We start from the raw sequence: 21,255 nt of genomic DNA on the forward strand, positions 1-21,255 counted from the left end.
CGCTGGCGCAGTTCAGATCGGCAACGTCACCCGCGCGAGCAACCCGACGCCGGGGCGGTTCTCGATCGTCGCATCGCCGCCGTGCGCGCGCGCCACCGCGCGGACGCTGGCCAGACCAAGCCCGCTGCCGCCGGTATCGCGGTTGCGCGATTGCTCGGCACGGAAGAACGGCTCGAACGCGCGGGCAAGATCCGCTGGCGCCATGCCCGGTCCCGAGTCGCACACCTCGACGATCGCCACGCTACCCTCGCGGCGCACTTCCACCTCGGCATGGCCGGCGTATTTGACGGCGTTGCCGACCAGGTTCGCGATCAGCGCCTTCAACGACGGCGCATCGCCCTCCAGCGCGAGCGGGTCGCCCGGAAGCAACGCGACGGCATCGCCGCGATCGGCAAAATCATCCGCGACGCTTTCGGCCAGCGACCGGAGATCGAGCCGCTGGCGGCGGACGTGGCGAGTCATGTCGCGAACGAACGCCATCGCCGAACCGATCCGCTGGCTCATCTCCTTGATATCGCCTTCGCTCGTCGCGCGGATATCGTCGGGCGCCTTTTCAAGCCGCAGCGATAGCCGCATCAATGGCGTCCGCAAATCATGTGCAACCGCGGCGATCAGAGTCGTCCGATCCTCGACATAGCGGTTCAGCCGTTCCTGCATCAGGTTGAACGCAGTCGCCGCCTCGGCGATCTCGGGCGGGCCGACGATCGGCAGCGGTTCGGCACGCGGATCGCGACCGAGACGCTCGGCGGCGGCGGCGAACAGCGCGATCGGCTTCACCACGCGCCGCGCCATCACCCACGCCACCGCCGCGGCGACCACCATCGCGACCAGGAACCACAGCACGATCCGCATCCGCCAGGGGCCGATCGTGGTGTGCGTCGGCCGGATCACGCGCCACCGGCCGCTCGGCGTCTCGATCGACACGACGAACGGGCCGAACAGCGCGTTGTCGAAGGATTGCGGCAAGTGCGCCGAACGGCCCATGCCCATCGGCAGCGGAGGCCGAAGCGCGCCCGCGAACAGCGGCATCGCCGATCGCTCGGTCTCGACGGTCACCTTGGTCCGCGTAAGACCGAGATCGGCGGCGATCGATTCGGCGAGCCGAGCGTCGCGCGGATTGTCGGTCGGGTGGGGCGACCCGGTCGCTATCTCGACCTTCAACTGCCCGGTCGGATCGCGTCCGGTCCGCGCGACCGCGGCGACCCGGTTGGCGGTGAAGATCTGCGGGCGCGGTGGCGGCATCAGCAACACGATCGCGAAGTTCAGGATCTGGACGAGCAGAACGGTGGTCAGCCCCAGCACGAAGATGCGCAGGAACATCGGCCAGGATCGCTGCGGGTTGCGCCGGATCGGCTGGTCGATCTTGCCGACCGTAATCGTCTGGTGGCGCATCACAGGCGCACCACGCGGGGGACGAAGAAATAGCCCTCGTTGCGGATCGTCCGGATGATCTCGTCGTCGTGCGAGCGCAGTTTCCGGCGCAAACGGCTGACCTGCACGTCGATCGCGCGATCGAACGCGTCGGTGTCCGGCCCTGGCGCCGCCTCCAGCAACGCATCGCGCGCCAGCACGCGTCGTGGTCGCTCGACGAACGCGCGCAGCACCGCGAACTCGCCATCGGTCAGGTCGATCAGCGTGCCGTCGGGATCGAACAGTTCGTGCGCCGCGAAGTCGACGCGCCAGCCGAGAAAACCGAACTCGCGGCTGTCGCCCGCATCCTGCATCGCGCGCGCGCGCAGCGCGGCACGGACGGTCGCCAGGATCTCGCGCGGGCTGCACGGTTTTGACAGGTAATGGCTCGCACCGATTTCCAGCCCCAGGACGCGGTCGGGCTCGTCGCCCAGCGCGCTCAACATCACCACCGGCGGTGCAGCCTTCCCCGCCAAGCGACGGCACACCGACAGCCCGTCCTCGCCGGGCATCATCACGTCGAGCAGGATCAGCGACACCGCCCACCGGGCGAGCACGCCGTCCATCTCCTTCGCGTTGGTCGCGGTCTCGACCTGGTAGCCGTGCATGCCGAGGCTCTCCGCCAGCAGAGTACGGATCATGTGGTCGTCGTCGACCACCAGCAGCACGGGTTTCGCAAGGTCGGGCACGGGACGTGGGATCATTCGCCGGTCCTGCCGCACGAGTGTGTTCGACATATTTCCGCGGAAGAACGGACGTGGGTCATTTTTCGGAGCGCCTGGCTGCAACGAAATCGATGAACGCGCGCAATGGTGCCGGCAGATACCGCCGTCCCGAATAATAGAGGAACGGACCCGAGAAGCGCTGCCACCACGGTTCCAGCACCGGCACCAGCGCACCGCTGTCGAGATGCGGCTTCAGCCAATCCTCGAACAGGTGGATGATTCCGGTCCCCGCCAGCGCCGCATCGACCGCGAGATCGGTGGCCGCGCCGACGCGGACGATCAGCGGTCCGCCGGGCTCGACCTTGACGATCTCGCCGTCGCGCTCGAACTCCCAGGGCATCATCGAGCCGCTGGAGAACTGGCCGCGGATACAGGCGTGGTCGAGCAGGTCGCGGGGATGCACGGGCGTGCCACGGCGCGCGAGATAGTCGGGTGACGCCGCGGTCGCGAACCGTTGCTCGCGCGGACCGATCGGTATCGCTATCATGTCCAGTTCGAGCCGTTCGTCGTAGCGGATGCCGGCATCGCAGCCCGCCGCGAGCATGTCGACGAAGCTGTCCTCCGCGATCACCTCCAGCCGGATATCGGGATAGGCGGCGAGGAATGCGGGGACGATCGCGGGTAGCACCAGCCGCGCGGCGCTGACCGGCACGTTCAGCCGCAACGGTCCCGCCGGCAAATCGCGATAGCCGTTGACGACGTCCAAAGCCGCCTCGACTTCGGCGAGCGCGGGGCCGAGCCGGTCGAGCAGGCGCGCACCGGCTTCGGTCGGCGCCACGCTCCGTGTCGTCCGGTTGAGCAACCGTACGCCGAGCTTCGCCTCCAGCCGGCGTACCGCTTCGCTCAGCCCCGACGCGCTGCCGCCGCTGATTCGTGCGCCGTCGCGAAATCCGCCCGCCCGAGCGACCGTCACGAACGCGGAGAGATCGCCTGCGTCCACTGCCATTGTGCGTGCTCCCGTACAGCCCGTGCCGATACTGCCGCGTTATCGTAACAGCCAACGCGGTCCATATGAAGGTCACACTTTGGAGGACCGGATCATGAACACGCACGGCATCACCACCACCGCCCCGCTCGCAGGGCGTACCGTCAACCGTCTCGGCTACGGCGCCATGCAGCTCGCCGGCCCGGGCGTGTTCGGGCCGCCCAAGGATCATGACGCGGCGCTTGCGGTCCTGCGTGCGGCGGTAGCGGCAGGCGTAAATCACATCGACACGAGCGATTTTTACGGCCCTCATGTCACCAATCGCCTGATCCGCGAGGCGCTGCATCCGTATCCCGACGACCTCGTGATCGTCACGAAGATCGGTGCGCGGCGGGGACCTGAAGGCTCATGGGACCGGGCTTTTTCCGCCGCGGAGCTTACCAGCGCGGTCCACGACAATTTGCGCAACCTGGGGCTGGAGGCGCTCGATATCGTCAATCTGCGCGCGATGTTCGATGTGCATGGCCCGGCCGAGGGGTCGATCGCCGAGCCGCTTGCGACGCTCGTCGATCTCCAGCGCCAGGGTCTGGTCCGCCATATCGGGCTCAGCAACGTTACGCCGACGCAGGTCGCGGAAGGGCGCGCTATGGCGACGATCGCCTGCGTGCAGAACCAGTATAATCTCGCGCACCGCGACGACGACGCGCTGATCGACGATCTAGCGGAGGCGGGGATCGCGTATGTGCCGTTCTTCCCGCTCGGTGGGTTCTCGCCGCTGCAGTCGACCGCGCTGTCGGACGTCGCACGGGACCTGGACGCGACGCCGATGCAGGTCGCGCTCGCCTGGCTGTTGCAGCGTTCGCCGAACATCCTGCTCATCCCCGGCACGTCGTCGGTCGGTCATCTGCACGAGAATTTGGCGGCGGGGGAGATCATGTTGCCAGCCGACGCGATCGCGACGCTCGATCGCATCGGGAAGGACGCCGCTAGCGAGTAAGCATTTCCGTCCGGGCGGCGGACGGCTAACGGCAGCGTCATGGCCAAGAAACGCTACCTCACCGCGACGCTGCCCGACGGGTATGTGAAGACGATCGGCCCGACGTCGACGCCGTTCACGCATTACTGGCGGATCGTCGCGGTGCTGGCCAACGGCAAGACCGAGATATTCTGGGGCCACACCAAGTCGCTCGTCGAGGCGAAGAAGAAGCGCAACGCACTGGCCGAGGCCGCGACGCAACGCGGGTGGCAGCGCTACGACTTCGAGTTCGTCGAGCTGGTAGCCTCCGACGGCTGATACCGTCCGCCGTTCAGGCGGGCGGTAGTGCTTTCACCAGGTCGAGCACCTGCGCCGCCAGCTCCATCCGACAGATCAGCAGGTCGGGCAGATACGGATCGGCGCAATTATACACCAGCGGCGATCCGTCGACGCGGCTGACGTGCAGCCCAGCCGCCTGCGCGACCGCGATCGGCGCGCAATTGTCCCACTCATATTGCCCGCCGGTGTGAAGGTAGATGTCCGCCTGGCCGCGCACCACCGCCATCGCCTTTGCGCCCGCCGAGCCCATCGGCACCAGCGTTGCACCCATCACTTCGGCGACCGCGATTGCCTCGCGTGCTGGCCGGCTGCGACTGACCAGCATGCGGAGCGGATCGCCCGCGGGTTGCAGCGGCTTCGGTGAACCCGAGGTCAGCGTCATCCCGAGTCCCGGCAGCGCCACGGCGCCCACGATCGCTACGCCGTCGATCGCAAGCGCGACATGCACCGCCCAGTCGGTCCGCCCTTCGCCATATTCGCGCGTGCCGTCGAGCGGATCGACGATCCAGGCGCGGCGCACCGAACAGCGATCGCCGCTATCCTTCTCTTCCTCGGACAGGATCGCGTCATCGGGCCGCGCCGCGCGCAGCATCCGCATGAGGAAGGTATTGGCCTGTTCGTCGCCCGCCTTGCCGAGGTCCTTGCCGGTCAGCCCGCTGCTTTTCTGCAACGCGAGCAAGATCTCGCCCGCCTCGGTCGCTAGGCGCTCGGCGAGACGGACGTCGCTTTCTATGATTGTCATTTAAGCGGCATGATCTGGCGGACGATGAACGCGGCGGCTTCGGCCGGCGTCATCTCGACGGTGTTGACTCGGATCTCGGCATTCCGCGGCGCCTCGTAAGGGCTGTCGATCCCGGTAAAGTTCTTCAAATCGCCCGCCCGTGCTTTCTTGTAGAGACCCTTCACATCGCGACCTTCCGCCACATCGAGCGGCGTGTCGACGAAGATCTCGATGAATTCGCCCGCCGGCAGCATCGCGCGCACCATGTCGCGCTCGGCACGGAACGGCGAGATGAACGCGGTGAGGACGATCAGCCCTGCGTCCGCCATCAGCTTGGCGACCTCGCCGACGCGCCGGATATTCTCGATCCGGTCGGCCTCGGTGAAGCCCAGATCCTTGTTCAGCCCGTGGCGGATGTTGTCGCCGTCGAGCAGGAAGGTGTGCCGGTTCATCAGGTTGAGCTGCTTCTCGACCTCATTGGCGATCGTCGACTTGCCCGCGCCCGACAGCCCGGTGAACCACAGCACCGCCTGTTTCTGGTTCTTCAGCCCGGCATGCGCCTCGCGGCCGATGTCGGTCGCCTGCCAATGGACGTTCTGCGAGCGGCGCAGGCTGAAATGGACCATCCCCGCCGCGACGGTCGCGTTGGTGATCTTGTCGATCAGGATGAACCCGCCGAGCACCTTGTTTGGCGCAGCACCTTCCTGCGCATAGGCCTCGAACACGATCGCGCGATCCGTCGTGATCTCCGCGACGCCGATCGCGTTCAACTCGAGCGTCTTGGTCGCGAGCCGCTCCATCGTGTTGACGTTGATCTGGTATTTCGGCTCGCGCACCGTCGCCGACACCATCTGCGTACCGAGCTTCAGCCAGTAGGAGCGACCGACGATCAGCGGTTCGTCGTCCATCCAGACGATCGTCGTCTCGAACTGGTCGGCGGTCTCGGGCGGCGCATCCGACGCAGCGATGACGTTGCCGCGCGAACAGTCGATCTCGTCGGCGAACGACAGGGTGATCGATTGCCCCGCGACCGCCTCGTCGAGGTCGCCGTCGAGCGTCGTGATCCGGCTGATTGTCGAGGTCTTGCCGCCGGGCAGCACACGGATCGCGTCGCCGGGCTTGACCGTACCTGCGGCGATCTGGCCGGAGAAGCCGCGGAAATCGAGGTTGGGGCGGTTGACCCACTGTACGCTCATCCGGAACGGCTTGGCCTGGTCGTCGTCGACATCGACATCGACCGCTTCGAGATGCTCCATCAGCGTCGGGCCGGAATACCAGGGCATGGTGTCGGACCTGAGGGAGATGTTGTCGCCCTTGAAGCCCGAGATCGGCATCGGCGTGAACGTCGAGATGCCGATGCTTGTCGCGAATGCCGAATACTCCGCGACGATCTCGTCGTAGCGCGCCTGGTCGTAGCCGATCAGGTCCATCTTGTTGACCGCCAGCACGAGGTTCCGGATGCCGATCAGGTGCGCCAGATAGCTGTGGCGCTTGGTCTGCGTCAGCACGCCCTTGCGCGCGTCGACCAGGATCACGGCCAGATCGGCGGTCGAGGCGCCGGTCACCATGTTGCGGGTATATTGCTCGTGGCCGGGGGTGTCGGCGACGATGAACTTGCGCTTTTCGGTCGAGAAGAAGCGGTAGGCGACGTCGATCGTGATGCCCTGTTCGCGTTCCGCCGCGAGCCCGTCGACGAGCAGCGCGAAGTCGATCTCGCCGCCCTGTGTGCCGACGCGCTTGCTGTCCGCTTCGAGCGCCGCGAGCTGATCCTCGAAGATCATCTTTGAATCGTACAGCAACCGGCCGATCAGCGTCGACTTGCCGTCGTCGACCGAACCGCACGTGATGAAGCGCAGCATCGTCTTGTTGCGGTGCTGATCGAGATACGCGTCGATATCCTCGGCGATCAGCGCGTCGGTCTGGTAGGCGGACTCCTGCGTGGCAATGTCGCTCATCAGAAATATCCCTCCTGCTTCTTCTTCTCCATGCCAGCGCCGCCGGCATCCTTGTCAATCGCGCGGCCTTGGCGCTCGCTGGTCGTAGTCAGCAGCGTCTCCTGGATGATCTCGGACAGCGTCGACGCCGTGCTTTCTACCGCGCCCGTCAACGGGTAACAGCCGAGCGTGCGGAAGCGGATCGATCGATCGACCGGGACCTCGCCGGGTTCGAGACGGAAGCGGTCGTCGTCGACCATCAGCAGCATGCCGTCGCGCTCGACCGTGGGGCGCACGCCCGCGTAGTAGAGCGGGACGATCGGCACGTCGTTGAGCTGGATATATTGCCAGACGTCGAGTTCGGTCCAGTTCGAGATCGGGAACACGCGGATACTCTCGCTCTTCGATTTCCGCGCATTGTAGAGGTTCCACAATTCGGGGCGCTGGTTCTTCGGATCCCAGCCATGCGTCGCGGTACGGAACGAGATGATGCGTTCCTTCGCGCGCGATTTCTCCTCGTCGCGCCGCGCGCCACCGAATGCCGCGTCGAACCCGTGCAGGTTGAGCGCCTGCTTCAAGCCCTCCGTCTTCCACATGTCGGTGTGGAGCGCACCGTGATCGAACGGATTGATCCCACGCGCGGCGGCTTCGGGGTTCTGGTAGACCAGCAACTCCATGCCGCTCTCCGCCGCCATCCGGTCGCGCAACTTGTACATCTCCTGGAATTTCCAGGTCGTGTCGACGTGCAGCAGCGGGAAGGGCGGGGGCGACGGATAGAACGCCTTGCGCGCGAGGTGCAGCATCACAGCCGAATCCTTGCCGACCGAATACAGCATCACCGGCTTGTCGGCCTCGGCGACGACTTCGCGCAGGATGTGGATCGCCTCCGCCTCGAGCCGTTCCAGATGGGTGAGTGTCTTCGCCATGATGTGTCTCCGCGGCGCCGTTTGCCCGGCGCAGGGCGGTGTCGGCAATCAATGCATTCTTCGGTCGGGGAACGCTTCGCTATCTCATGCCGCGAATGACGGCACTGCGCACCATGCACGATTTCGCGGCGAACCCTGCGCCGCAGTTGCCCGCCCGCGATCGACGCCGTACGCAATGCGCCTGTTTCGATCCGTCTGGGACCATGCCGCCATGTCCGTTGCATCGTTGAAAATGCGTTCCTGGTTGTTCGCGCCGGGGGACAGCGAGCGCAAGATGACCAAGGCGATCGAAGGTAGCGCCGACATCGTCCTGTTCGACCTCGAAGACGCGGTGACGACCGAGAACAAGCCGCTCGCGCGCCAGACCGTCCACGACGTGCTGACCGCAAATGTCGCACACCGCGCGCGGATGTGGGTGCGGGTCAATCCGCTCGACGGACCGTATACGCTGACCGATCTCGCCGCGATCATGCCCGCGCGGCCGGGTGGGATCATGCTGCCCAAGGTGGCTGGGCGGCAGGATGTCGAACGGCTCGACCATTATCTGTGCGCGTTCGAGGCGGCGAACGGCATTGCGATCGGGTCGACCCCGGTGATCGTGCTGATCACGGAGACGGCGGAAGCGATGTTCCACACGGGCGACTATAAGGGCGCTCCTCGGGTGGTCGCGCTGACCTGGGGCGGGGAAGACCTGGCGGACTCGATCGGCGCGAGCGCGAACTGCAATCCCGATGGAAGCTATCGCTTCACCTACGAACTCGCGCGGTCGATGTGCCTGCTGGGGGCCGCGGCGGCAGGCGTCACCGCGATCGAGACGATCCAGGGGGACTTCCGCGATCTCGACACGCTGAAGACGCGCGCGGAGCAGGTCCGGCGTGACGGTTACCGCGGGATGCTTGCGATCCACCCGGCGCAGGTCGACGTGATCAACGCCGCCTTCACGCCGACCGAGGCGGAGATCGCCGAAGCGCAGGCGATCGTCGATCTGTTCGCGGCCAACCCCGGCGTCGGTACGATCGGCTACAAGGGCGGCATGCTCGACCGACCCTATCTGTCGCGCGCGGAGCATCTGTTGCGGCAAGTCGGGCGCGCGTGATCGCGGCGTCCTAGCCGACGCCCCATTCCGCCAGCAGCGCCGTGCCATCGGAGCTGGGCGCGATCCGGCCCGGCGTGCGGGACAGCCGCGGGGCAGGGGCTGCCTGCCAGATGCCGTCGATGACGACACCGCGATCGGCCATGTGGCGATGCGTCGGCACCTCGTCGAGTTCCAGCACGGGCGCAAAGCAGGTGTCGGTACCCTCCAGCGCGTCGCACCACTCGTCCCGCGATCTGGTCACGAACACCGTGGCGAAGCGTCGCGTGGTTTCGGGCCAGCGCTCGACGACCATCTGCTCCGCCGCGAGGTCGGCGGGAAGCCCAAGCCGATCGAGCAGCTCGGCATAGAATTTCGGCTCGATCGCGCCTACCGAGACGTACCGTCCATCGGCGCAGGTGTAGCACCGGTAGAACGGCGCCGCGCCGCCGAGAAGATTGCGGTCGCGGTCCATCGACATGACGCCAGCCGGGACCATGCCCGCGAACAGCGCCATCATCGACGAAACCCCGTCGACGATCGCCGCATCGACGACTTGCCCAAGCCCGGATCGCGCGCGTTCGAGCAGCGCCGCAAGGATACCGGTGACGAGATACAGTGATCCGCCGCCGAAATCGCCGATCAGGTTGAGCGGCGGCGGCGGCGGCGTTCCCGGCGAGCCGATCGCCGCGAGTGCGCCGCTGAGTGCGATGTAATTGAGATCGTGGCCCGCCACCTGTGCGAGCGGTCCGGTTTGTCCCCACCCGGTCATTCGCCCGTAGACGAGCCGCGGGTTGCGCTTGAGCATCACATCCGGGCCGAGGCCGAGCCGCTCCATCACGCCCGGTCGCAGCCCCTCGATCACAACGTCGGCGCGGTCCGTGATCGCCAGCGCCTGCTCTCGCCCTTCCGGCGTGCGGATGTCGAGCGCGAGCCGGGCGCGGCCGCGGTCCAGCACGAGATTGCGAAATCCGCCGCCGACCCGCTCGATCCGCAGCACCTCCGCACCGAGATCCGACAACAGCATCGCCGCATGCGGGCCCGGCCCGATGCTGGCGAACTCGACGACCCGCAGGCCCGCCAGCGCCGTCATGCGCCGATACTCATCATTGCCATGCGATCCGATATCCGCGCTGTTCGGCTGCAAGGTGCGACCGATGCCGAACCGGAGTCAAGAAAGCGTCGGCGGGTCCAGCGGCACCATGTCCTTCAGCATGATGCCAGGGTCGGCGAGGATGGCCCGGTCGATCATCGCACCGGCTTCCACCAGCTTGCGACCTTGGACGTAATCCTTGACCACACCCACGCAGTCGAGCGCGATGACACGGCCGTCGCGCAGGTACACGACCGAGAATTTGCGCGTCGCCGGATCGCCGCGCAGGACCGTGTCGTCATAGCCGATCGACAGTCCGACGGTCTGCAGCTTCAGGTCATACTGGTTCGACCAGAACCACGGCACCGCGTCATATACCGCTGGCTGGCCGACGATGTCCTTCGCCACGACGGTCGCCTGGTCGTTCGCGTTCTGCACCGATTCGACGCGCACCGCCGCCCCACCGGCAAACCGGTTGGCGTGCAACGCGCAGTCACCGATCGCATACACGTCCGGCACGCTCGTCCGGCATGCGCCATCGACGGCGACGCCGTTGCCGCCCGCCGCACCCGCGTCGATCAGGGGCGCGACTTCGGGAAGGATGCCGATGCCGACGATCACCATGTCGGCGGCGATGACGGTGCCGTCCCCCAGCCGGACCCCGGTGACGCGGTCATCGCCCAGGATGCAGTCGACCGACTGCCCCAGCCGCACGTCGACGCCGTGTGCACGGTGCTCCGCCTCGAAGAAGCGCGACAGGTCTTCGCCCGCGACGCGCGCAAGTACCCGGTCGAGGGCCTCGAGCAGGATGACGGACTTGCCGAACTTGCGCAGCACCGCGGCGGCTTCGAGCCCGATATACCCGCCGCCGATCACGACCGCGGTCCCGACATCCGGCAGTTCGGCGATCATCCGGTCGGCGTCGGCGCGGTCGCGCACGGTGTGGACGCCGGTGAGATGATGGCCAGCGCAGGTCAGTCGTCTGGGCGTCCCGCCGGTCGCCCAGACCAGTCGCCCATAGCCGATCGTCGTACCGTCCTCCGTCGTCGCGCTGTGCTCGACCGGATCGACCGATACGATACGCGATCCCAGCCGCAGATCGATGCGCTGTTCGGTCCAGAACGCCGCCTGTCGGATCAGGATACGGCCGAAGACCTTTTCGCCCGACAAATACTCTTTCGACAAGGGCGGCCGTTCATAGGGAAGCTCGGCCTCCTTGCCGACGATCAGGATCGAACCCTCGAAGCCGGTCTTGCGCAACGCGATCGCACACGCCGCTCCGCCGTGCCCACCGCCGACGATGACGACATCGGCGAACACCGGCATGTCCCGTCGCGCATCGCCTGTGATGCTGTTCATATCGCTACCCTCGTCCACCTGGTCCCGGTCGAGTAGCACGCCGATCTGCCCTCGTGGTGCGCATTCCTATTGGCGATGTCGGATGACCTCAACTGCGGCCGCAGATCCTCCCGTGCAGTGAACAGCGCCACTTGCGCGAAGTTACCGTAAAGCGCGCGCGGTGTGTATTAGGCTCCGTGGCCGGGCTCTGCGTTCGGACGGGGGATTGCCGAAGTGATTGCGGACGGAACTGCCGAAATACCCAAGGCGCACGCGTGGGACCCCGACCATCTGCGGCTTGCGGTCACCGCCGCGGGCGTTGCCCTGTGGGCATGGAACGTCGACACCGACGCCTTCACGATGGACGAGCGGGGCTTCGAGCTTTGGTGCCTCCCGTGGCGCGCCGAAGTCACGTTCGAGGAATTGTCGGCGCATATCCATCCGTCCGATCGCGACCGCGTCCACTCCGCCTTCGCCGCCACCCGCGCGGTACTCGGCAGCTACGAGACCGACTTCCGGATCATGATCGGCGAGGAGGTCCGCTGGATCTCCGCACGCGGCCAGGGCGAGGATGTCGGGATCGTCGGACGGACGATGTTCGGCATCTTCCTCGACGTTACCGGCCGCAAGCAGGCGGAGGAGGGCAACGAACTGCTCGCTGGCGAAATGAGCCACCGCGTCAAGAACCTGCTGGCGATCGCGAGCGGCCTGACCGCGATAACCTCGCGCACTGCACCCAATACGCAGGACATGGCGCGCGAACTGACCGAGCGCTTGAGTGCGCTGGGACGGGCGCACGATCTCGTCCGTCCGTTGCCCGGCGGGCAGGGCGACGCGGCGTTGCTCGGCGACCTGCTCTCGGTGTTGCTGGCCCCCTATGACGACATGGGCGCCTTCAAGGGCCGCATCCGCGTCGCGGTCGAGCGCATGGGCGTCGGCGAGAATGCCGCGACCGGACTGGGACTGATCATCCACGAACTCGCGACCAATTCGATGAAATACGGCGCGCTGTCCGCACCGACCGGAACGCTCGACCTGTCCAGCACCGCGACCGAAGACGAAGTGATCCTGACCTGGCTCGAACGCGGCGGTCCGGAAGTCGAAAGCCCGAATGCCGGGGAAGGCTTTGGCAGCAAGCTCGTCCGCCGTACCGTTGCCGGGCAGCTGGGGGGCTCGATCGCCTATGAATGGTCGACGGGCGGGGTAATCATCACGCTGACGATGCGGCGAGACCGGCTTTCATCCTGACTGGCCTTCAACGCCCGGCCGTGATCACCAGGATAGTAGTTTAGTACCTGATGCGGGTGCAGGAATACTGCGGAAACATCCGCGGTCCGATGGGTTATGTCTCTGGGCAATATGAGTTTCGGGTCTGCCGGAGCGCGAACTTCTTTGCCCGTGCGACCCCATCGTTTTCAGCAGCGAGGAGCAGCGCGGGATATTCCCGCCGGCTTCGTCGTTTGAAGCCCCATCATCCACGTATCGAAGGAGATCATTCATGAACACCGACACCCTCAGCGGCGCAGCAACCGACGTCAGCGGCAAGGTCAAGGAAACCCTTGGCGGTGCGATCGGCGACAAGTCGCTGCAGAGCGAAGGCGCAGCGGATCAGCTGACCGGTACCGTCCAGAAGACGGTCGGCCAGGCCAAGGACGTCGTCGAAGAGAACATCCGTCCGCTGGTCGACTATGTCCGCCAGTTCTCGAAGGAGCGTCCGTTCACCGCCGCAGCAGTTGCCGGTGTGCTGGGTATCGCCCTGATCAACACGCTCCGCGGCAAGTAAGCCTCGGCGCGTCGCGGCGGGGGCGCATGATCGCTCCCGCCGCTATACCGTTACTCGCGTTACCGAAGACGTACGACACCAAGCGCACTCGATCGTTGCGCTACCGATAAACAAGCGGCGGCTGGTCGATCGAATATCCGGCGACCTCATCGCGAACCACGCAATACCAATTCGCTGCAATTGCGGACCGTGATCAACGGTCGCGCTGCCAAAGAACTATGTCGATCGGACATCGGAGAGGAGCCCCGCATGACGGATCATACGGATTACGAAACCGATTACGATTCCAACCTCGTTGTGGGACACCGCGAGCAGCGATCCGACGACGACTGGGACAAGGTCTGGAATACCGACGACCGCAACCGCGATACGCTCCGCAAGATTGAGTTCGGACTGGCGGTCATCGCCGCGAGCGTAGCACTCGTTATGGTCCGCGGCGGATGGCTGCGGATGACCGCTCGACCGAACCATGTCGTGCCCTCGGCGGCCGATATTCACGTCCAGATGCCGCCGCCGCGCTAAAGCCGAGCGCATCGAATAATAGCGCCCGAATAAAAGAACGACTGCCAGCATTTGGGCTGGCAGTCGTCATTCCCGTTACGCGGCGGAGCGTTCCGCCTGCTTGTCTTCGAGACGATCGCCGCTGCGATCATTGGCTGCGGTGCCGGTGATCTCGATCCGGCGTGGCTTCATTGCCTCGGGGATTTCGCGCTTCAGCGCGATGCGCAGGAGGCCGTTGTCGAAGCTCGCATTCTGGACCTGCACGAAGTCGGCAAGCTGGAAGCGGCGCTCGAACGCACGGGTCGCGATCCCGCGGTGGACGAAGCGGCCATCGTCGCGCTCGTCGGGCTTGCGCCCGCTGACCGTCAACTGGTTGTTCTGCGCGACGATCTCGATGTCGTCGGGGCGAAACCCGGCGACGGCGAGCGTGATCTGATAGCTGTCCTCGCTCTCGCGTTCGATATCGAACGGCGGGTAGCCATCGACCGTTTCGGTTCGCGCGGTCGCTTCCAGCAAGTCGAACAGACGGTCGAAACCGACCGTGGAACGACGGTAAGGCGTAAAGTCGAAGTTCGTCCTCATATCCAAATCCTCCTCATGAGCAATCTGAGCACGAGGAGCACCGGTAAAGCCGGTGCCCTCAGTCGCCGGACCGATCGACGCGTCCGGCGATCGGGGAAATAATTTCGTGTCCGAAGGCGTCAAGATTTCCGAACGAAATTTTTTGCACCGGTCGCTAGCGGCTGCAATCCGCTACTTGATGCGCTTCCACGACTGCGTCTTGCAGCCGAACCCGGCGAACATGCAGCCTTCGCCGACCAACGTGCGGGCATCGATCTGCGTGATCGTGCCGGACACGGTCTGGCCGACATCGGGAATGAAGACCTCGCCGCTCCATCGCCCAGGCTCGTCCTCGACGAAATCGCGGAACAGTTCCTCGCCGACGAGCTGGTCGACGCCGCCGCGCTGCGCGTCCTCGATCGCAGTGCGGCTCGCCCACACGACCGTCCCGCAGATCGCATCGCGACAGCGCTTGAAGGTCACGTGGACGGTGTTGTGCGGGTTGGCCCAGATCCCGGCGGGCGGCGGGGTTCGTGCCGCGACGGGCGCGGCGACCAGCGAGAGTGCCAGGATTGCGGCCGAATATTTGAAAAGCATGTCATCCTCTCGAATTCCCTACCGGATCGAACGTGCCAAACCTCGCTTCGAGCCCTGTCGAATAGGTAAAACCGGAATTTCGATTGCTACCTATGCGGCTGATTTGGCTCAGTATCTAATGGACGGCGTTGCGATGATTTGGTCGCTACCCTAGATACCGGGATTGGTGATCATCGACGAGTAGACTGTTTTGACTGATATCATCGACAGCGCCGTCGAAAGCGCCCCGAAAATGACGGCGGATGCCGAGCGGATCGCGGCCGAGCTGATCGCGCAGGACGTCGGCACCGATCCGTTCGTCGCGGCCGTGCGGGCCACGCGGATGCCGATGATCATCACCAATCCCCGGCTGCCCGACAATCCCGTCGTGTTTACCAACGACGCGTTTTGCCGGTTGAGCGGCTATAGTCGGGCGGAGATCCTCGGCCGCAATTGTCGGTTCCTGCAGGGGCCGGAGACCGATGCTGCGACCGTCGTCAAGATTCGCGAGGCGGTGCGGCAGGTCCGGCCGATCGAGATCGACATCCAGAACCACCGCAAGGACGGCGAGCTGTTCTGGAACCGCCTGTTGCTGGCGCCGGTCTACGATACCGAAGGCGTGCTCGCCTATTTCTTCGCAAGCCAGGTCGATGTGACTCTCGAGCGCGAACGGCTGCAAGGTCTGGAATCGAGCAATGCCGCGCTTCTGGCCGAGCTGACCGACCGATTGCGGATGCAGCAGGAGCAGGAGCGCGAGCTGGCCTTCACACTGAAGGCTGCACGCTTCGGCACCTGGAGCCTGGAGATCGCCAGCAAGCAGCTGACTGCATCCGATACGTGCAAGGAAATATTCGGCCGCCCCAGTCACGAGCCCTTCACCTACGAGGACCGGCTCGAGGCAATCCATCCCGAGGATAGGGCGAAAAGCGTAGCCGAAGTCCGTCGCTGCGTCGCTGAGGGCACCGACTATGACGTGGTCTACCGCATCTATCGCCGCGATGGAGAACTGCGCTGGCTCGCCTCGCGCGGCCAGCCCTTCTTCAACACCGAGGGCGAGGCGTTGCGGATCGCCGGCGTCTCGACCGACATCACCGACCAGCGTCGCAGCGAGATCATGCGCGCGGCGCTCGTCGAACTGGGCGACGTGTTTCGCGACACGGACGAACCGGATGATATCTCCTTCGCGGCTGCGCGGATCATCGGCCAAACGGTCGGCGCGGATCGGGCAGGCTATGGCGAGATCGACGCCGACACGCTCACGATCATGCGCGACTGGAGTGCGCCGCGCGTCGCGCCCCTTTTTGGCAGCTTCAATCTACGCAGCTTCGGAACGTACATCGACGATCTGAAAAATGGCGACGAAGTGTGTATCGAAGACGCGCACACCGATCCGCGGACGCGGTCGACGGTCGCTGCTCTGGAGGCGATTTCCGTCCGCGCGATCGTCAACATGCCGATCATGGAAAACGGACGGTTGGTCGCGATGCTCTATCTCGGCAGCGGCCGTGCAAGGCAATGGCGCGCGGACGAGGTGGCGTTCGTTCGCGAGGTCGCCGAGCGCACCCGCATCGCGACCGAGCGGCGGCGCACGGAGCAGGAGCTCGCAGCTCTGGCGGCATCTCTGGAACAGCAGGTCGCGGCGCGGACCGGCGAGCTCCAGCATGCCGAAGATGCGCTGCGCCAGTCGCAGAAAATGGAAGCGGTCGGCCAGCTTACCGGCGGCGTCGCGCATGATTTCAACAATCTGCTGACGGTCATCCGTTCGGCGACCGACCTGCTGAAGCGTCCGGACCTCAGTGCGGAACGGCGCGAACGCTATATCGATGCGATCTCCGACACCGCCGATCGTGCCGCGAAACTGACGGGGCAACTGCTCGCCTTCGCGCGGCGGCAAGCGCTCCAGCCCGAGGTGATCGACGTGGGACAAAGCCTGCGCGTCATCGCCGACATGCTGGGCACGCTGACGGGCTCGCGGATCGTCATCGACATCGACGTGCCCGAGACGCCGCTGTTCACCAACGTCGATCCGAGCCAGCTCGATACCGCGCTCGTGAACATGGCGGTCAATGCGCGTGACGCGATGGACGGCGCGGGCCATATCCTGATCGCGGTACGACCGGCATCGTTCATCCCCGCCGTTCGCTCGCATCCGGCCGTGCCGGGACGCTATGTCGCCATCTCGATGACCGACAGCGGCACCGGCATCGAACCCGAGAAACTGGAGCGGATCTTCGAGCCGTTCTTCACGACCAAGGGCGTCGGGCAGGGCACCGGTCTCGGTCTTAGCCAGGTGTTCGGGTTCGCCAAACAGTCCGAGGGCGACATCGTCGTCGAAAGCCCGCCCGGCGAGGGCGCGACGTTCACCTTGTATCTGCCGCAGGTCGACGAGAGCGACCGTCCTGCCGAGGACGACACCGTCCAGACGCTGGCCGACGGTCATGGAACCTGCGTGCTCGTCGTGGAGGACAACAGGGAAGTCGGGACGTTCACGACGCAGTCGCTGGCCGAGCTTGGCTATGTGACGGTGTGGGCGGCCAATGCGCAGGAGGCCCTGGCGGAGCTGGGCAAGGATGCCTCGCGCTTCGACATCGTGTTTTCGGATGTGGTGATGCCGGGGATGAACGGCATCGAACTCGGCAAGGCGATCCGCGCCGACCATCCGAGCCTGCCGGTCGTGCTGACGTCGGGGTACAGCAATATCCTCGCGCAGGACGGTACGCACGGGTTCGAGCTGCTCCACAAGCCGTATTCGGTCGAGCAATTGTCGCGCGTACTGCGCAAGGCGGCGGGCTGGGGAAGCGCCGACAGGAGTTCGGACGGCTCGGCGGAATAAAGAAGCAGCTGTCGATCCGCGCGCGAAAGGCTCAGGCGGTCGGCGCCATCAGCGCCCGGATACGCTGCGCCGTTTCCGGGGTGGCGGGATTGTAAACGATCATCCCAAGGTCCGGCCGACCGTCGACCGCAAATGCCGAGAATTCGAGTTCGAGCAGGCCGTGTACCGGATGGTGAAGCCGCTTCAGGCCGTCCGCATGCCGGGCAACGTTGTTGTCGCGCCATAACGCATCGAATTCGGGACTAAGCCGCGACAGTTCCTCGACCAGTTGGCTGATCTCCGCGCCCGCGCCAGCACGCGCGGCATCTGCCCGAAACGTACCGACAACGTAGCGTGCAACGTTGAGCCAGTCCTCCTGGGCCGCCTTGATGCTCGCATTGGTGAACATCAGGCGCAGGATGTTGCGCTGGTCGCGGGGCAACGTTGAATAGTCCGTCAGCAGGGTCGCCGCCGCAGCGTTCCACGCGACCACGTCCCAAGTCGGCGTCTTGACGATCGCCGGGCTGCATTCCAGCGCATCCAGCACGCGCTGCAGCCGCGGCGTGACTTCGTCGGAGGCGCGATAGGTCGCTTCGGGCGGGTGGCCGAGACCAAGCACGAACAGGTGTTCGCGCTCCGGCTCGGTCAGCATCAGGCCGCCGGCGATGCGGTTGAGGACGTCGGCCGATGGCGCGCCGCCGCGGCCCTGTTCGAGCCAGGTGTACCAGGTCGCCGAGATGTTCGCGCGCTGGGCGACTTCCTCGCGGCGCAAGCCGGGCGTCCGCCGTCGTCCACCGCTGAACCCGAACGCGGCCGCGTCCATGCGTGCCCGGCGATCGCGCAGGAACGTGCCGAGCGCATTGTCAGTCTCGATAGACATCGACATCCTGTTGAAGATTATACCATGATAAGGTCACTACTTTTACAGGTGTCGAAGTACGCCCAAGTCTTGCTCCGGACAATATCGGAGAGTTTGGATGCGTGTATTTTTGACGGGTGCGACGGGCTTCATCGGGTCGCGTATCGTGCCGGAACTGCTGAGTGCGGGGCATGAGGTCTTGGGTCTTACCCGGTCCGACGCCGGTGCTCGTTCGCTTGAGGACGCCGGCGCCGAGGTGCACCGCGGCGATCTCGTCGATCTCGACAGCCTGCGCAGCGGGGCGGAGCAGGCCGATGCGGTGATCCACACCGCGTTCGATCATGAGTTCACCAACTTCGTCGCGAACTGCGAAAAGGACCGCCGCGTGATCGGCGCGATGGGGGAGGTGCTCAAGGGGAGTGATCGTCCCATGATCATCACGTCGGGTACCGGGATCGGCGATACCGGCCCGGGCAAACCTGCGCTCGAGTCCGCGTTCAACCCCGATTACCCCAATCCGCGCATCGCGTCGGAAAAGGCGGGGCAGGTGCTTCTTGAGGCGGGCGTAGACGTCCGCGTCATGCGCCTTCCGCAGGTCCACGATACCGTCAAGCAGGGGCTGATCACGCCCTATGTCGATATCGCGCGCGAGAAGGGCGTGGTCGCCTATGTCGGTGACGGCGACAATCGCTGGCCCGCTGCGCACGTTCTGGACGTGGCGAAACTCTACGCGTTCGTGCTCGACAAGGGCGAGAAGGGCGCGCGGTACAATGCCGTCGCGGAGGAAGGCGTCAGCGCGCGGGCGATCGCCGAAGTCGTCGCGGCCGGGCTGGGCCTGCCGACGCTATCGCTGACTCAGGAGCAGGCGAACGATCATTTCGGTTGGTTCGGCATGTTCGCCTCGCTCGACATGCTCGCCTCCAGCGACTGGACGCGCGCGCAACTCGGCTGGAACCCGACCGGTCCCGGATTGATCGCCGATCTTGAAGCCATGGACTATGCATCGGGCCTGGTCGACGCCTGAGCGAGCATCCCGCTGGCGACAATTTATAGTTTGGCGTCAGCGGGATACGCGTCGAGCAGATGCCGCTTGCATCGGTGCGCGGCTCGGGACCATCCTGCGACATTGTCTACGGGGGTCTCATGCGTCGTCTCATCACTGCGGTACTGCTCGCCTGCGTCGCCACGCCCGTTGTCGCCAGGACGGTGGTCGTTGAAGAAGTGTCGCTCGATCGGTTGAGGGCGTTAATGAACGACGGCGGCGCGAGCAGCGTCGACATAACCCAGGCCTATCTGGCGCGGATCGCCGCGATGGATCGCAAGGGGCCGGCGCTGCACAGCGTCATCGCGGTCAATCCCGATGCGATCGCACAGGCGAGGGCGCTCGATGCCGAACGCAAGGCGGGGCATGTGCGCGGTCCGCTGCACGGCATTCCGATCCTCATAAAGGACAATATCGAGACCGCGGATCCGCTGCCGACGACCGCGGGCAGCCTCGCATTGCGCGACAACATGACCCGCCGGGACGCGCCGATGGTCGCGTACCTGCGGCGCGCGGGCGCGGTAATTCTCGGCAAGACCAACTTGTCGGAATGGGCGAACATCCGCTCGACTCATTCGATGAGCGGCTGGAGCGCGGTCGGCGGGCTGGTGCGCAATCCCTATGCGCTCGACCGGACCGCGTGTGGGTCTTCGTCGGGATCGGGCGCCGCGGTCGCCGCGAGTTTTGCCGCGGCGGCCATCGGTACCGAGACCGACGGATCGGTGGTGTGCCCATCGTCGCTGAACGGTCTGGTCGGCTTCAAGCCGTCGATCGGTCTGGTCAGTCGTACGCATGTCGTGCCGATTAGCCATAGCCAGGATACGCCGGGACCGATGGCGCGCAGCGTGACCGACGTTGCGATCCTGTTGTCGGGCATGGTCGGTGCGGATCCGGCGGACGGCGTGACGGCGGCCGCGGTGACCAGGGATTATGCCGCGGGGCTCTCGGCCAGCGCGTTGTCCGGCATGCGGGTCGGCGTCATCCGGCCTGACGGCATGTCCGCGGATCTTACCACCCGCTACAACGCGGCGCTGAACGTCCTGCGCGCAGCGGGTGCCGTGCTGGTCGAGGTCAAGACGCCGAAGTTCGACGGACTGGGCGAGGCCGAACTGATGGTCCTGAAAACCGAACTCAAGGCGGACCTGAACACCTATCTCGCCACCACGCCGCCCTCGGTCCAGACGAAGACGCTGCGCGCGGTGATCGCCTTCAACCGCGCGAACGCCGCGACCGAGATGCCGTTCTTCGCGCAGGAATTGTTCGACGATGCGGACAAGACCAAGGGACTCGACGATCCCGCGTACAAGGCCGCACGCGCCACCTCGTTGCGGCTGGCGGGGGCGCAAGGGATCGACGCGATGCTGCGCGCGGCGGGTGCGCAGATTTTGGTCGAGCCGGCTTATGACGCAGCATGGCTGAGCGACCCGGTCTATGGCGACACCTATGCCGGCTCTTCCGCCGCGACGTTGCCAGCGGTCGCCGGTTATCCGCATCTGACCGTGCCGATGGGTCTCGTACGCGGCTTGCCGGTCGGCCTGTCGTTCATCGCCACAAAGGATGCCGACCAGACCGTGCTGCGCGCCGGCTATGCCTATGAACAGCGCGCCAAGGCCCGGTCGGCGCCGCGGTATTTACCGACCATCGCCGTCGACCGGTGAGGCG

Annotated in this window: 20 protein-coding genes; 9 read left to right on the plus strand and 11 right to left on the minus strand. The window is 65.6% G+C overall.

Annotation, left to right across the window (positions count from 1 at the left end; all coding sequences use genetic code 11):
* Positions 1-12: 12 nt before the first annotated feature.
* Genes C8J42_RS06490 through C8J42_RS06500 form a run of 3 tightly spaced genes read right to left on the minus strand, consistent with a single transcriptional unit; the run spans position 13 to position 3,081 of the window.
* Complete coding sequence (locus C8J42_RS06490; RefSeq protein ID WP_133019377.1) at positions 13-1,392, minus strand: HAMP domain-containing sensor histidine kinase; 1,380 nt, start codon at positions 1,390-1,392, stop codon at positions 13-15.
* Complete coding sequence (locus C8J42_RS06495) at positions 1,392-2,114, minus strand: response regulator (protein ID WP_207897078.1); 723 nt, start codon at positions 2,112-2,114, stop codon at positions 1,392-1,394. The genes C8J42_RS06490 and C8J42_RS06495 overlap by 1 nt, the downstream gene beginning before the upstream one ends.
* A gap of 58 nt (positions 2,115-2,172) precedes the next feature.
* Positions 2,173-3,081 carry a LysR family transcriptional regulator gene (locus C8J42_RS06500; protein ID WP_133019379.1) on the minus strand — a complete coding sequence of 303 codons (909 nt, stop codon included), beginning with the start codon at positions 3,079-3,081 and terminating at the stop codon, positions 2,173-2,175.
* Between the two features lie 94 nt (positions 3,082-3,175).
* On the opposite strand from C8J42_RS06500, the gene C8J42_RS06505 reads away from it, so the two are divergent.
* Both C8J42_RS06505 and C8J42_RS06510 read left to right on the plus strand, forming a co-directional pair.
* Complete coding sequence (locus tag C8J42_RS06505; protein WP_133019380.1) at positions 3,176-4,057, plus strand: aldo/keto reductase family oxidoreductase; 882 nt, start codon at positions 3,176-3,178, stop codon at positions 4,055-4,057.
* Positions 4,058-4,096: 39 nt separating this feature from the next.
* Entirely contained in the window at positions 4,097-4,354 is a 258-nt protein-coding gene (locus C8J42_RS06510) for a hypothetical protein (RefSeq protein ID WP_133019381.1), read from the plus strand.
* 13 nt (positions 4,355-4,367) lie between these two features.
* On the opposite strand, the gene C8J42_RS06515 is transcribed toward C8J42_RS06510, so the two are convergent.
* From C8J42_RS06515 to cysD, 3 genes are read right to left on the minus strand one after another with little or no spacing between them, the layout of a single operon-like run.
* Positions 4,368-5,117: a 3'(2'),5'-bisphosphate nucleotidase CysQ gene (locus C8J42_RS06515; RefSeq protein ID WP_133019382.1), complete on the minus strand. Its 750-nt coding sequence runs from the start codon at positions 5,115-5,117 to the stop codon at positions 4,368-4,370.
* Complete coding sequence (cysN, locus tag C8J42_RS06520; RefSeq protein ID WP_133019383.1) at positions 5,114-7,051, minus strand: sulfate adenylyltransferase subunit CysN; 1,938 nt, start codon at positions 7,049-7,051, stop codon at positions 5,114-5,116. The genes C8J42_RS06515 and cysN overlap by 4 nt, the downstream gene beginning before the upstream one ends.
* Complete coding sequence (gene cysD / locus C8J42_RS06525) at positions 7,051-7,956, minus strand: sulfate adenylyltransferase subunit CysD (protein WP_133019384.1); 906 nt, start codon at positions 7,954-7,956, stop codon at positions 7,051-7,053. The genes cysN and cysD overlap by 1 nt, the downstream gene beginning before the upstream one ends.
* Before the next feature lie 232 nt (positions 7,957-8,188).
* On the opposite strand from cysD, the gene C8J42_RS06530 reads away from it, so the two are divergent.
* Complete coding sequence (locus tag C8J42_RS06530) at positions 8,189-9,052, plus strand: CoA ester lyase (RefSeq protein WP_243644154.1); 864 nt, start codon at positions 8,189-8,191, stop codon at positions 9,050-9,052.
* A gap of 10 nt (positions 9,053-9,062) precedes the next feature.
* Here the strand turns inward: C8J42_RS06530 and C8J42_RS06535 are convergent, their stop codons facing one another.
* A complete protein-coding gene (locus C8J42_RS06535) occupies positions 9,063-10,121 on the minus strand; it encodes a CaiB/BaiF CoA-transferase family protein (protein ID WP_133019386.1) in 1,059 nt (352 codons plus the stop codon).
* A gap of 78 nt (positions 10,122-10,199) precedes the next feature.
* Complete coding sequence (locus tag C8J42_RS06540; protein ID WP_133019927.1) at positions 10,200-11,447, minus strand: FAD-dependent oxidoreductase; 1,248 nt, start codon at positions 11,445-11,447, stop codon at positions 10,200-10,202.
* 246 nt (positions 11,448-11,693) lie between these two features.
* Between C8J42_RS06540 and C8J42_RS06545 the strand changes: the two genes are divergently transcribed.
* From C8J42_RS06545 to C8J42_RS06555, 3 genes are all read left to right on the plus strand, one after another.
* The gene (locus C8J42_RS06545; RefSeq protein ID WP_207897079.1) at positions 11,694-12,707 is read left to right on the plus strand and encodes a sensor histidine kinase; all 1,014 of its coding nucleotides are present in this window, start codon (positions 11,694-11,696) and stop codon (positions 12,705-12,707) included.
* A gap of 250 nt (positions 12,708-12,957) precedes the next feature.
* Positions 12,958-13,242: a CsbD family protein gene (locus tag C8J42_RS06550; protein WP_056057800.1), complete on the plus strand. Its 285-nt coding sequence runs from the start codon at positions 12,958-12,960 to the stop codon at positions 13,240-13,242.
* A 249-nt stretch (positions 13,243-13,491) separates the two neighbouring features.
* Complete coding sequence (locus tag C8J42_RS06555) at positions 13,492-13,764, plus strand: hypothetical protein (RefSeq protein WP_133019387.1); 273 nt, start codon at positions 13,492-13,494, stop codon at positions 13,762-13,764.
* Positions 13,765-13,839: 75 nt separating this feature from the next.
* On the opposite strand, the gene C8J42_RS06560 is transcribed toward C8J42_RS06555, so the two are convergent.
* Both C8J42_RS06560 and C8J42_RS06565 read right to left on the minus strand, forming a co-directional pair.
* Positions 13,840-14,325, minus strand: a complete 486-nt coding sequence (locus C8J42_RS06560; protein ID WP_133019388.1) for an Hsp20 family protein — start codon at positions 14,323-14,325, stop codon at positions 13,840-13,842.
* A 171-nt stretch (positions 14,326-14,496) separates the two neighbouring features.
* Positions 14,497-14,901: a DUF2147 domain-containing protein gene (locus tag C8J42_RS06565; RefSeq protein ID WP_207897080.1), complete on the minus strand. Its 405-nt coding sequence runs from the start codon at positions 14,899-14,901 to the stop codon at positions 14,497-14,499.
* A 190-nt stretch (positions 14,902-15,091) separates the two neighbouring features.
* Here C8J42_RS06565 and C8J42_RS06570 point away from each other — a divergent pair, with 190 nt between their 5' ends.
* The gene (locus tag C8J42_RS06570) at positions 15,092-17,713 is read left to right on the plus strand and encodes a PAS domain-containing protein (protein WP_243644155.1); all 2,622 of its coding nucleotides are present in this window, start codon (positions 15,092-15,094) and stop codon (positions 17,711-17,713) included.
* Between the two features lie 31 nt (positions 17,714-17,744).
* On the opposite strand, the gene C8J42_RS06575 is transcribed toward C8J42_RS06570, so the two are convergent.
* Positions 17,745-18,572, minus strand: coding sequence for a helix-turn-helix transcriptional regulator (locus C8J42_RS06575; protein WP_133019389.1), 828 nt, complete (start codon positions 18,570-18,572; stop codon positions 17,745-17,747).
* A 97-nt stretch (positions 18,573-18,669) separates the two neighbouring features.
* Here C8J42_RS06575 and C8J42_RS06580 point away from each other — a divergent pair, with 97 nt between their 5' ends.
* Together C8J42_RS06580 and C8J42_RS06585 are read left to right on the plus strand one after the other, a co-directional pair.
* Positions 18,670-19,575, plus strand: coding sequence for an SDR family oxidoreductase (locus C8J42_RS06580; protein ID WP_133019390.1), 906 nt, complete (start codon positions 18,670-18,672; stop codon positions 19,573-19,575).
* A 119-nt stretch (positions 19,576-19,694) separates the two neighbouring features.
* Positions 19,695-21,251, plus strand: a complete 1,557-nt coding sequence (locus C8J42_RS06585) for an amidase (protein WP_133019391.1) — start codon at positions 19,695-19,697, stop codon at positions 21,249-21,251.
* Positions 21,252-21,255 lie beyond the last annotated feature (4 nt).

It is taken from the genome of Sphingomonas sp. PP-CE-1A-559, assembly GCF_004340965.1.
In the GTDB taxonomy this organism is placed as follows: Bacteria; Pseudomonadota; Alphaproteobacteria; order Sphingomonadales; family Sphingomonadaceae; genus Sphingomonas.